The following is a 12231-nucleotide window of genomic DNA, read 5'->3' as shown; positions in this document are numbered from 1 at the left end:
GCACCGAAGGAGGTACCCCCCTTCTATTACCAACCATTCTTAAAAAGAACCGTATTTTCTCCTTAGGGTATTTTGAAAAAGTAAATCCTTCCGAAGTATGGTATTGCCGATCACCATCAATGAGCTTTGGAAGCGATTACACTTTTGTCCAGTCGCCAGGCGTAGTTAGTAGATTTCTGGAAAGTGCGCATTGATTGAACAGACTGATGTCGTAATTATTAACGTACATCCAGTTAATTTTAATGTTTTTACAACAGGTGCCAAGTCAGGAACAAGCGATAAGGAAATTGATTTATTCATCAGTAAACTAAGAGAAGTGCTAACTCGTAAAGATACTTTCTAACGCTCTTTAGTAAGAATATCCATCAACACCTCCCACGAAAATTTGGGAGGCTTTTTGCAAACAGATAATTAATTTTTAAAATGAACAGTCCCAAAACTGCCAATTTGTTCAACAATTTTAGAGCTATTTATAGGTTAATACTTTTATTGATCAATATAGTCAGCCATCAACGACCGGATCAATTCATTAACCGGTCGAACAGCATGGATTTCAGAAATGCCGTTTCCTAGGGAAATATAGCCATCCTGCTCGCCCTTATACATTCCGGTGCGCATCTTCCCCCACATCAAGCGATCAATAGCTTTACGTGGTACAGCATCATCACTCATCTTCTTGAGCTTTTTGTTCAGCTTGATTGGCAATGAACGGTAGTAGTACGGAAGGGTCCTAAAGAGTTCCAGATCATCAGCCGTGCCATTAACGATTGCTGCTTTGACGTTTCTGCCGCCCGACTTTCTTCAGTTGCCAAAAATGCACTGCCAACATACACACCTTCCGCGCCAAGGGCAAAAGCAGCCCGGACATGGCGAATATCGGTAATCCCGCCAGCCGCAACTACTGGAATCTGAACGGCATCACTGATTGTTGGCACAATGTTAAACGTTCCGATCACCTTCTCTGGGACGGTTCCCCCTTCATCAAAACCAGTGGCAATAATGATGTCGGCGCCTGCTTGCTCAGCTTCTTTGGCTTCGCTAACGGTTGGGTTAAGCGAACGATAAATGATTTTAATATCATGCTCTTTAAGGGGCTCGATCAGCTCTTTATTTAAGACCCCCGGCACGCCATTAATCAATACCGCAGCGACATGTTCGTCAACCACAACCTTAATCAGACTCATCGTGTCCTTGGCATCCATCGTTACCACAACCACCATGCCAAAGGGTCGGTCAGTGAGTTGTTTGGCCTTAATTACTTCCTGCCGCATCCGTTTAATAATCGTTGCCGAATCCCTGGTTGGTTGCTCCTGCCCTGCATTTGGACCAAGAATTTCCAAACCACCAGCATTGGAAACAGCAGCAACGAGTTTTGCGTCCGTTAATCAGTTCATTGCCCCTTGAATAATTGGATATTTAATGTTTAAGATTTCTGCAACACGATTTTTTCATATGGATCTCCTCTTTCCAGTATTCTTTTTCCATTAACTTCTTTATTAATATAGGCAAAGAAATGCTGAAAAAGTGGCACTAAATAATGAAAAAGTTTCAACGCAACAAAATAGCCTTTAAACTTTGCGGCATCTGTTCTGCAATTTGCTTAGCCAGCTTTTGTGGTGCGGTCGTACAGTCACTTAAGGCCCACTCTTTAATTACCCCCACCATGCCAAAGCAATAAAATGTAATCGCAAATTCTTGAGTTTGACCGACAACATAGGCATGATGCTGACTAATCAAATCAGTAACATCTGTCTTGGTATATGTTATCAGGGTAGTTTCGAGAGAATTTTGCCCTCGATATTTAAGTGCATCGCAAAAAAGGTGCTTATTCTTTTCAACTTTAAGCAAGCCGTCCCTCAGCTGGTTACATACGGTTGCTCACTCTTTTGAAATATCTGCTTGCTGATGTCAGCCACAATCGAATTCAATAAATCGTATTTATCACGGTAATAACGGTAAAATGTGCTTTAGATACGTGCGCCTCCATCAATACCTGATTTAGTTGTACCTTTTCAATGTTGCCGACATTACCTAACTGATGTTTTAGTGCTATTTATAAAGAAGTTTTTATCATATTGATATTTTATAACTTTTATCAGGAAGATTGTCCACTCGCATTATTTTAGTGCCAATACTAAAAACCCCGTCAACCATTATTTCACTGGTGACGGGGTTTAGCTCATAGCTTTACATTTACTGAACTACATTATTTCTTAGCCGAACTTTCGTCATATGCCGGTAGCTGGTAAGAAGCTGAGTGGACGTCGGCTGGATCACCCTTGCGGCCCGGCTTCATCTTCTTGATACCGAGCTTGATTGCGCCTACTGGGCAAACCAGGGCACAGAGTTGACAACCGACACACTTGCTTTGGTCAAAGGTTGGCAGCCGCTTCTCATCATCCCAGCCCATGGCCTGGTGGGCACCGTCTTGACAGGAAATGAAGCAACGACCACAACCGATGCACTTGTCCCAATCAATCTTCGGGTAAACAACGTAGTCCCGATCCAGCTTGTTAGTTGGCACGATCTTTTGGTTAGCCAGCCCAACTAAGTCCGCCAGGTGATCGACCCCCTGCTCGTCCATGTAGTGCATCAGGCCATTAGTCAGATCGTCGATGATCCGATAACCGTACTGCATAATGGCAGTAGTTACTTGCAGGGTCGAAGCCCCCAGCAGGATGAATTCAGCTGCATCTTCCCAGGTCTCGATGCCCCCGATCCCGGAAACTGGCAATTGTTCCAGACCCGCGGCGGAACGAATCTGTTGCAGGAAGCGCAGGGCAATTGGCTTTACCGCTTTCCCGGACAGGCCGGAAACAGCGGACTTACCGTTGATGTTTGGCAATGCTACTTTGGTGTCAAGGTCAATATCTGTAATGGACTTAACGGTGTTGATGGAAGAAACCCCATCGGCTCCGCCTTCCAGGCAGGCCTTGACAACCGGAATCATCGTAGTAATGTTTGGCGTCATCTTAGCCAGTACCGGCAAGTCGGTCCCCTTCTTGACGGCCTCACAATTCTTCTTGCATAGCTCGGGATTGGTCCCCACATCGGAACCCATCGTGTGCGAAGTCATTTGCGGACAGGAGAAGTTTAATTCAATCATGTCTGCACCGGCCTCAGTAACTAACCGCGCCAAATCGGTCCAATCTTGTGGGGTTTCTCCCATGATCGAAGCAATCATGACCTTATCCGGGTACTCCTTCTTCAGGCGCTGGATATCCGCCAGGTCCTGGGCCAGCGGGTGCTCGGCAACTTGTTCCATGTTCTTGAAGGCGATAAAGGGAGTATCTTCCTTGGTCAATTGTGCAAAACGGGGTGAAACCTCATCGACAACAAAGTGGTCTGGCGAAAGGGTCTTGTAAACGATCCCGGCCCAGCCAGCGTCGTAAGCATTCTTACACATTTCATAGCAGTTGCCAACTGGTGAAGATGACAAGCAGAACGGGTTCTCAAAATGAACCCCTAAGAAGTCAATTGACAGATCTTTTTTAATCATTGTCTTGTCCTCCTAACACACGGTCGATTTCTTCGGCCACTTTCTTGCCCTTTTGGACAGCGTAAACCACGGTCTTATCGCCCTTAACAATGTCACCGGTAGCGAAGACCTTCGGATCCTTCGTGTGGAAACGAGCTTCCCGGAATGGTACCTCGTTGTGCTGAACATCAATGTCCAGGCCGGCCGCATTAACCTTTTGGCTGACCGCGAGAATGATCTTGTCAGCGGTAATCGTCAGCTCGCTATCGATCTTGCGGTGCTTAAAGGTAACCTTGTTTTCGTGAACGTCAGTTGGCTCGTAGCCATCCACAATGGTGACCCCTGCTTGTTGGGCCCCCGCCAGTTCCTTCTTAGAGGCCTTGAATTCGGCAAATTCTTCGTAAACCATGTCGGTCACGTGGGCCACACCCAGCTTCTTCAGGGTCGTAACAACGTCCATTGCGACGTCCCCACCACCGATAACCAAGACGTTATCTGGCAAGTCAGCCAAGTGTCCTTCACTTTCCTTGGCCCGGGCCAGGAAGGAAATCGCTGATTCAGTGCAGATGTTGTATTCAAACATCGGAATGGTCTTGGCTTCACTAGCGCCGATCGCCACGATAACGGCATTGTAGTGACTCTTCAGGTCAGCCATCGTAACATCTTTGCCGACAGTCGTGTTGTACTTAATGTTAGCGCCCAGGTTGACGATTCGTTGCACTTCGTACTCCACGATGGCTTCTGGAAGGCGGTATTCTGGGATGCCGTAAGTCAGGTAACCCCCCGCCTTCGCGTTCTTTTCGTAGATGTCGACAGCGTATCCCTTTTGCAATAAAGTCGTCGCGGCCTGGAGTCCGGCCGGGCCGCTCCCGATAATGGCAACGCTCATCCCGTTCGGCTTACCGGCATGGAGGATCTGCATGTTGTCCTTTCGTTCCATGTCGGTCACGTAACGCTGAATCCCCCCAATGTCAATCGGGTGGTCAATCTTGGCCCGGGTACAAGCGCTCTCGCAGTAACGCTCCGTCGGACAGACCCGCGCACAAATTGCACCTAGGGCGTTATTCTCACGAATGGTTTCCGCGGCCCCCTTAATATTGCGGAAGCGAACGCTCCGGATAAACTTAGCTGGGTTGGTGTGGGCCGGGCATGCCTTAGAGCATGGGGCATCTTCACATAATAGGCAGCGGGCCGCTTCTTGCATGACGGTCGTCATCGTATAGCCCTTTGCTTCTGTTTGGTATTTTGAAGTCATCGAAATTGCCTCCTCTAGGTTACAACTTCAGGATCAAGAATTCGTGAATTAAATCACTTTGTATAATACAATGATAGCGTTTTCATCTATGAAACTCAACAGTTTTTATAAATTCTTTTTTATTCTCATTTCTGCCGTGATAATATATTCTATAGAAATATTTTACTTATGCATTATTGGAATATTTAAGATTGCCAACAAAAAAACGACGCTGAATGAAATTCGCAGATTCCATTCAGCGCCGTTTACCTTTTATGAACTTTAATTATATTAATGAATTCGCTGATCGGGTAATACCGGCGGCGCCTGCACAATGATCCGAGATGCGTGTTCATCTTGCTTCATCTGGGCAACCAGTTCGTCGGCCCCGGCAAACTTCTGCTCACCGCGCAGGAACTGATACCAGCGCACCTTTACCTCTTCTCCATAGACCATTCGATCAAAGTCAAACAGGTAGATTTCAACCGTCAGCTGGTTATGGTCGCCAAAGGTAATATTATGCCCGACGCTTGCCATTCCACCGTACCAACGGTCTCCAATCATGACGTCCACCGCGTAGACCCCAATTCCCGGCAGGCGTTCCGGAGTCGGGGTTTCAACGTTGATCGTCGGGAAGCCCAGCGTCCGCCCCCGGGCCAGGCCATGAACCACCAGGCCGGTCGTTTGGTAGTAGTAACCCAGTTCTTGGTTGGCCAAGGCAACCTTTCCCTGGTCAATCAACTGACGAATCGTCCGTGAGCCAACCTTCTCCGCCGCGCCGGGCGCCACGAACTTCGGCACCGTCACAACCGCAAACCTTCCCTGGGCATAGTCCGGCAGTCGATCCATGGAGGCAATGTCGGCCGGGCCATAGGTATGGTCAAACCCAGCCACCACCACCTGGCTGTGAAAGGCAACCAGGTATTGATCGACAAAGTCCTGGGGAGCCAGGCTGGCAAAGCTGGAGGTAAAGCTGACCAAGTAGACCAGATCAACTCCTAGTTGCTCCAGCAGGTCCAGCTTGCGGCTAGTAGTGGAGAGGTACTTAAAGCCTCCCGGGTATTGACGGTAGGCAATTCCCGGGGCATGGCTATAGGTCAGAACAGCCAGCGGGAGTCCCTTTTTTTGGGCGATCCGTTTGGCTTGAAGAATGACCTCCTGATGTCCCCGGTGAACTCCGTCAAAGAAGCCCATCGCAAGGACGACTGGGCCCGCCGGAACGATCTTTTTGTCGAGCGGGTGATGAACTCTAATAACCTGCAATACGGTTGCCCCCTATTTTACTGAAAACATTTTGGTTGGTTTGTAGGCCCCTTGTTGGTCGTCAAGGTGATACAGCGCCTTTACCTGCTTATTATACTTCAACACGATCTCTTGTGCAGTAGTCGACACTTCCGTCGGCTTTAACCAGGCCCCATGCCGGACTGCCGCCCACTGGTCATCGGTCAAGTCAACTGCCGGGTAGCCCTGCAATGCATAGTCCAACGGGTAAAGGTAGTGATCGATCGTCCCCGCCGTCACGGCATCCTGGACATCGGTCAGGCTAAGGGTCTGGTCAAGAGTAAAGCCGCCACTCTTCAGCCGGGTCAGCCAACTCATGGTTCCCGGATACCCCAGCCGCTTGGCTAGTTCAACGACCAGGGTCCGGATATAGGTTCCCTTACTGCAAACCACGTTGAACCGGACCCGCTGTTGCTTGGTCGTAGGGTCATACTTACTGCTCAGCAGCTCAAATTTATCAATGGTGACGTGACGCACCGGCCGCTCCACTTCTTCACCGGCACGAGCGTATTCATAAAGCCGCTTGCCGTTCACCTTGACTGCCGAGTACATCGGCGGAATCTGGGTGATGTCGCCGGTTAGGGTGGCCATCGTCTTCTTGATCACCGCCATGGGGATCTCACTGGTAACCGGCTGCGCTGCGATCACCTCGCCATCCAGGTCCTCAGTCGTGGTGGCCTCACCGATCAGAAGTTCTCCTTGGTAGTTTTTCCCCGATTGCATCAGGTAGGGGACCACCTTGGTCGCGCTCCCCACGCAGATCGGCAGGACCCCATCCACGGACGGGTCCAAGGTGCCGGAGTGGCCGATCTTTTTAGTGTGCAAAATCCGGCGCAGGCGACTGACACAGTCGAAGCTGGTCATCCCCCGCTCCTTGTATAAGGGGATAATTCCATCCATACTAATCCCTCCAAAATAAAAGCGGGGTCCAGCCCCGCTCCTATCTACTTTTCTTGTTGATGCAGCTTGTTGATCAATTGGTCAATTCGGCTTCCATACGCGATTGACTTGTCCCGCTCAAACTTGATTGCGGGAGTCTTGAAGATGTTAAGCCGACTTCCCAATTCACTCCGGATCAGGCCGGTTGCCTTGTCCAGGCCGGCCTGAGCCTTCTCGCCATCAGATGCCAGATCAGAAAGCAAGCTGTAGTAGATCGTTGCCTGCTGCAAGTCACCAGTGACATCGACACCCGTGATGGTGATCCCTTGAACTCGTGGATCACGTACCCGTTTCAATAGGATGTCGTCAACTTCGCGCTGGATTTCCCCGGCAAGCCGGTCAACCCGAAATTGTTTACTTGGCATATTTTTCTCCTTCAGTTTTACTTAACTGGTACTTCCTTCATCCGGTAAGCTTCGATAACATCCTTTTCCTTGATGTCATTGTAGTTGGCAATCGTCAAGCCACATTCGAAGCCTGCCTTGACTTCCTTAACGTCGTCCTTGAACCGCTTCAGACTGCCAAGTTCGCCTTCGTAGACAACCACACCGTCACGAACCAACCGGACCTTGGAGTCACGGGTGATCTTACCGGAAGTGACCATCCCACCGGCAATGGTGCCGACCTTGGAGGCCTTGTAGATTTGACGAACTTCAACTTCACCAATCGTCTCTTCTTCGTAGACTGGCTCCAGCATCCCCTTCATGGCATCCTCAACCTCTTCGATGGCCTTGTAGATGACCCGGTGGAGACGAATATCAATGTTGCTGGAGTCCGCCAGTGACTTGGCAACAGGTGTTGGGCGAACGTTGAAACCAATGATAACGGCGTTAGAAGCTTCAGCCAGGGTAACATCACTCTGACTAATGGCACCAACGGCTTGGTGAATAATGTCAACTCGAACACCGTCAACCTTGATCTTTTGCAGGCTCTGGCTCAAAGCCTCAACAGAACCTTGAACATCGGCCTTGATGATGATCGGCAGAGTCTTCATCTTACCCTTCTGCATCGTAGCAAAGAGGTTATCAAGGGTAACGTGTGAAGTCTTTTGCCGTTCCTTATCTTGGGCCCGCTTAGCCCGTGCCTCACCAGCGGCCCGCGCCGTCTTTTCATCGTCAAAGACAACAAACCGGTCCCCGGCTTCTGGAACTTCATTGAGCCCCGTGATCTCGACAGGCGTTGCTGGCGTAGCAGCCTTGATCCGCCGACCGTTTTCGTTGGTCATCGTCCGGACCCGGCCATAAGTGTTGCCGACCACAATTGGATCGCCGACATGCAGGGTCCCTTGTTGGATCAGGACCGTCGCAACGGAACCCTTACCTTGGTCCAGCCGGGCTTCAACAACGGAACCAGCAGCGTTTTGGTCAGGGTTAGCCTTCAATTCCATCATTTCCGCCTGGAGCAGGATCATGTCAAGCAACTCATCCAGGTTCTTGCCGAACTTAGCTGAGATCTGAACGAAGATCGTGTCCCCACCCCAGTCTTCTGGGATCAGGTTGTACTTAGCCAGTTCTTCAGTAACCCGATCTGGGTTGGCACCCGGCTTATCGATCTTGTTGACGGCAACAATGATTGGCGTCTTAGCAGCCTGAGCGTGGTGAATGGCTTCGACCGTCTGTGGCATAACCCCATCATCAGCGGCAACCACGAGGACCGTGATATCAGTAATGTTGGCACCACGGGCCCGCATTTCAGTGAAGGCCGCGTGTCCCGGCGTATCCAAGAAGGTGATCAGGTGGTCATTGTAGTGAACCTGGTAGGCACCGATTTCCTGGGTGATCCCACCGGCTTCGTGAGCAGTAACGTGAGAGTGACGCAGTTTATCCAGCAGAGTCGTCTTACCATGGTCGACGTGCCCCATGACGGTAACAACTGGTGGCCGTGAGACAAGGTGGTTGGTGTTATTCTGCTCTTCCTCGAAGATCTTATCGATGTCGGATACATCGACTTCAACCTTTTCCTTGGCCTCAATCCCATAATCGGCAGCCAGCAATTCGATCGTGTCCTTATCCAAGGACTGGTTTTGGTTGATCATTACTCCCAGCATGAAGAGCTTCTTGATGATCTCGGCTGGTGAACGGTGCAGAAGCTTTGCCAGATCCTGGGCATTCATTCCCTCGGTGTACTCAAGCACATCCGGTAACGGCTTATCTTTGCGCTGGGTTGGTTGCTTGTGTTCAACTTCCCGCATCCGCCGGTTCTTATTGTGCTTGTTGCGCTTCTTGTTCTTCTTGTTAAAACGGTTGCCGCGCCGGTTATCGTTGGAGTTCAGGCTGCCGCCGAACCGGCCGCCGCCATTACGGTGTTGGTTGTTGTCATTGTTGTTGCGATCATTGCGGCCCTTATCCTGGTTACCACGCTGGTGATCGTGGTTGCGGTGATCCTTATGTTCGGCATGCTGGTGGTTATGATTATGCTGGTCACCGTTCTTATGTTCTTGATGGCTATTATTTGACCGGTTGTCATGTTTCTTAGAACTGGCTGCTTGATCCTTCTTGACCGCATTGCTCTTGACGATGTTCCGCAGTTGGTTAGCCTGTTCAGGGGTCACAGAAGACATGTGACTCTTAATCTCCATCCCCTGTTGCTTAGCCACTGTTACCAAGCTCTTACTTGGCATCTTGAGCTCTTTTGCTAGTTCATAAATTCGTTCCTTGGCCATACGCTCACGCTCCTTATTCCATTGTCATTAAATCCTCAAACTTTCTTGCAAATCCAGATTGCATCACACCAAAAACGGTTCTTGCCTGACCCGTTGCCTGACTGAGCTGCTTTCTAGTAAATTGCTGGCTGTAAGGGACGCGGTAGAAGCTGCACTTGTCAGTGAACTTCTTGGCAGTCGCCTTCCCAGCATCACTTGCTAAAAACACAAACTTTGCCTTGTTAGTTTGAATATTTTTTAATACGATTCCTTCACCACTGGTTAACTGACCGGCACGGCGGGCTAATCCCAGCAGGTTAAGGACTGCTTGTTGATTATTTTTGGGCATCTTTTCCAAATAATTCCTGCCGTGCTTGCAGGTGGTCCGTGTACTGGATCAGCTCATCATAGAAGGCATCATCCAGGGTAACGTGGAAGGCCTTCTCAAAGGTTTTCTCTGCCTTGGCCCTTTTAGCAATCTCAACATCGACGGCGATGTAGGCGCCCCGTCCAGCCTTCTTGCCGGTCGGATCAAGCGAAACCTCGCCTTCCTTGTTCTTGACTACCCGGATCAATTGCCGCTTGGGCATCATTTCACCAGTGACAATATCCTTACGCATCGGTACTTTTCTCTTTTTCATTACTTTCACCCCCGCTGCTTAATTATTCTGCGTCAGTTGATGATTGGTCATCGCTCATGTCGGCTGCTGCATCATCACTGGCGTCGGTCGTGTCGTCGGCTTGATTTTGCAGTTCTTCCATCTCTGACTCGGACTTGATGTCGATCTTGTACTTAGTCAACCGAGCAGCAAGCCGGGCGTTCTGGCCCCGCTTACCAATTGCCAGGGAAAGCTGGTTGTCTGGAACAACAACCGTACAGGAACGTTCAGCTTCCTTAGGTGCTGCCTCGGTTTCGGCCTCTTCATCACCATCGGCCGGAACCTCTTCAACCGGTTCTTCGGCTGGTTCATTGAAAATCACATCCAGAACATCGGCCGGGTTCAGGGCGTTAGCGATGAACTTGGCTGGGTCCTTGACGTATTCAACGATGTCCATGTTTTCACCATCCAGTTCATTGACGATGGCTTGAACACGGGAACCACGAGGACCAACACAGGTACCCACTGGATCAACGTTCGGGTCGTTGGAGTAAACAGCAACCTTAGCCCGGTCGCCAGCTTCACGGGCGATGTTTTCAATCAGCACGGTCCCATCCTTGATCTCAGGAACTTCCCGTTCGAACAGCCGCTTCAACAATTCAGGAGCCGTCCGGCTGACGTAGATCTGCGGACCGCGCCGGTCATCGTTAACCTTGGAAACGTAAACTTGAATCCGGTCATGAACCCGGTAGTGTTCATTTGGCATCTTGTCACGGTAGCCCATGGCCCCTTCGACACCATCGCCGAGGTCAACGTAGGTGAAGCGCTTGTCTTCCCGTGAAACTTCACCGGTGATGATTTCGTTTTCGTAAGTCTTGTACTTGTCGTAGATGATCTTCCGTTCTTCTTCACGCAGCCGTTGCATAACAACCTGTTTAGCCGTCTGTGCAGCGATCCGGCCGAAATTGCGTGGAGTAACTTCTTCTCTGATCTCATCACCGACATCATACCCCTGACCATGAGGGAGCTTGCGGGCATCCGCCAGGCTCATAAATTCGTTGCCGTCATTTTCAACCGCTTCTTCATCATCGGTAATCGTCTTGACGGCGTATACCTTGATGTTACCGGTCAGTGAATTAAATTCAACTTCAACGTTCTTCTCGCCGTAGTTTTGCTTATAAGCTGTCTCCAGGGCTTGTTCCAAAGCCTCGATCACAACTTCACGCTTGATTCCCTTTTCCTTTTCCAAGTAGTTGAGGGCGTCAATCATTTCCTCATTGACTCTTGATTTGCTCACTTGAGACACTCCTTTAATTAAAACTTAATTGCCAACCGGGCCTGAGCAACCTTGCTCCGGTCGATAACGACCTGACGGTGCCGGGTCTTATCCAAGTAGTCGAGGGTCATTTCCTTATCCGTTAATTTAGTTAAGGTTCCCTCGTAAACCTTCTTACCATTGATCTGTTGGTACAGGGAGACGTGGATGTAGTCATTGACGGCCCGTTGATAATCCGCTTCGTTACGCAGCGGCCGCTCTGCACCAGGAGATGAAACCTCCAGGAAATACGCCTGAGGGATCGGGTCTGGTTCGACATTGTCCAAGGCCTCACTCAACTGGTCGCTAACCGTGGCACAATCATTCAGGGTGATCCCGCCATCCTTGTCAATGTAAACGCGCAGGTACCAGCTCTTTCCTTCCTTGACAAACTCCATGTCATACAGGTAGAAGTTGTGCTCAGCTAAAATCGGCTTAACAAGCTCCGTTACCGTTTCAACAACAGTACTCAAATGTGTCACCTCCATCGTTTGCAATAAAAAGAGCGAGCATCACTGCTCACTCCCACGAGTTATTTACCATAATTTAGTTTAGCATAAAACCGCATTGATGACAAACAAAAACGAGCACGTAAACGATGGAATGTTTTTCGTCTGCGTGTTCGTCTCAATTCGTTTAGAAAAGGCTCAGCTGATTCTCATCAGGCAGACCGTCCAAAACGTGATTTACCGTTAAGAAATCGATAAGCGTCTTAGAAACCTTCCCCCGTTCGGCAAGGTCTTC

General features: G+C 49.7%; 13 protein-coding genes. All 13 read right to left on the bottom strand.

Features of this window, described 5'->3' with window-relative positions:
* Nucleotides 1-486 precede the first annotated feature (486 nt).
* Complete coding sequence (locus ACI31J_RS05070; RefSeq protein ID WP_439773351.1) at nt 487-672, bottom strand: hypothetical protein; 186 nt, start codon at nt 670-672, stop codon at nt 487-489.
* 17 nt (nt 673-689) lie between these two features.
* Nucleotides 690-1340 (bottom strand): nitronate monooxygenase, encoded by a 651-nt coding sequence (locus ACI31J_RS05065; protein WP_439773350.1) that lies wholly within the window; start codon nt 1338-1340, stop codon nt 690-692.
* A gap of 208 nt (nt 1341-1548) precedes the next feature.
* Nucleotides 1549-1848: a TetR-like C-terminal domain-containing protein gene (locus ACI31J_RS05060; RefSeq protein ID WP_439773349.1), complete on the bottom strand. Its 300-nt coding sequence runs from the start codon at nt 1846-1848 to the stop codon at nt 1549-1551.
* 358 nt (nt 1849-2206) lie between these two features.
* Entirely contained in the window at nt 2207-3499 is a 1293-nt protein-coding gene (gene preA / locus ACI31J_RS05055) for an NAD-dependent dihydropyrimidine dehydrogenase subunit PreA (protein WP_439773348.1), read from the bottom strand.
* A complete protein-coding gene (locus ACI31J_RS05050; protein WP_439773347.1) occupies nt 3492-4733 on the bottom strand; it encodes an FAD-dependent oxidoreductase in 1242 nt (413 codons plus the stop codon). The genes preA and ACI31J_RS05050 overlap by 8 nt, the downstream gene beginning before the upstream one ends.
* 270 nt (nt 4734-5003) lie before the next feature.
* Nucleotides 5004-5975: a riboflavin biosynthesis protein RibF gene (ribF, locus tag ACI31J_RS05045; RefSeq protein WP_439773346.1), complete on the bottom strand. Its 972-nt coding sequence runs from the start codon at nt 5973-5975 to the stop codon at nt 5004-5006.
* A 12-nt stretch (nt 5976-5987) separates the two neighbouring features.
* Nucleotides 5988-6893: a tRNA pseudouridine(55) synthase TruB gene (truB, locus tag ACI31J_RS05040; protein WP_439773345.1), complete on the bottom strand. Its 906-nt coding sequence runs from the start codon at nt 6891-6893 to the stop codon at nt 5988-5990.
* Between the two features lie 44 nt (nt 6894-6937).
* Nucleotides 6938-7297, bottom strand: a complete 360-nt coding sequence (gene rbfA / locus ACI31J_RS05035; protein ID WP_320610313.1) for a 30S ribosome-binding factor RbfA — start codon at nt 7295-7297, stop codon at nt 6938-6940.
* A 17-nt stretch (nt 7298-7314) separates the two neighbouring features.
* Nucleotides 7315-9594, bottom strand: coding sequence for a translation initiation factor IF-2 (gene infB / locus ACI31J_RS05030; protein ID WP_439773344.1), 2280 nt, complete (start codon nt 9592-9594; stop codon nt 7315-7317).
* 13 nt (nt 9595-9607) lie between these two features.
* A complete protein-coding gene (locus ACI31J_RS05025; protein ID WP_439773389.1) occupies nt 9608-9922 on the bottom strand; it encodes a L7Ae/L30e/S12e/Gadd45 family ribosomal protein in 315 nt (104 codons plus the stop codon).
* Nucleotides 9909-10214 carry an RNase P modulator RnpM gene (rnpM, locus tag ACI31J_RS05020; protein WP_439773343.1) on the bottom strand — a complete coding sequence of 102 codons (306 nt, stop codon included), beginning with the start codon at nt 10212-10214 and terminating at the stop codon, nt 9909-9911. The genes ACI31J_RS05025 and rnpM overlap by 14 nt, the downstream gene beginning before the upstream one ends.
* 22 nt (nt 10215-10236) lie before the next feature.
* Nucleotides 10237-11469, bottom strand: a complete 1233-nt coding sequence (gene nusA, locus ACI31J_RS05015; RefSeq protein WP_439773342.1) for a transcription termination factor NusA — start codon at nt 11467-11469, stop codon at nt 10237-10239.
* A 17-nt stretch (nt 11470-11486) separates the two neighbouring features.
* Entirely contained in the window at nt 11487-11960 is a 474-nt protein-coding gene (gene rimP, locus ACI31J_RS05010; RefSeq protein WP_439773341.1) for a ribosome maturation factor RimP, read from the bottom strand.
* Between the last annotated feature and the right edge of the window lie 271 nt (nt 11961-12231).

Origin of the sequence: Limosilactobacillus sp., assembly GCF_051873075.1 — a bacterium.
Classification (GTDB): domain Bacteria; phylum Bacillota; class Bacilli; order Lactobacillales; family Lactobacillaceae; genus Limosilactobacillus.
Note: the sequence above shows the minus strand (reverse complement) of the source record. Positions and strands in the feature narration are given on the sequence as shown.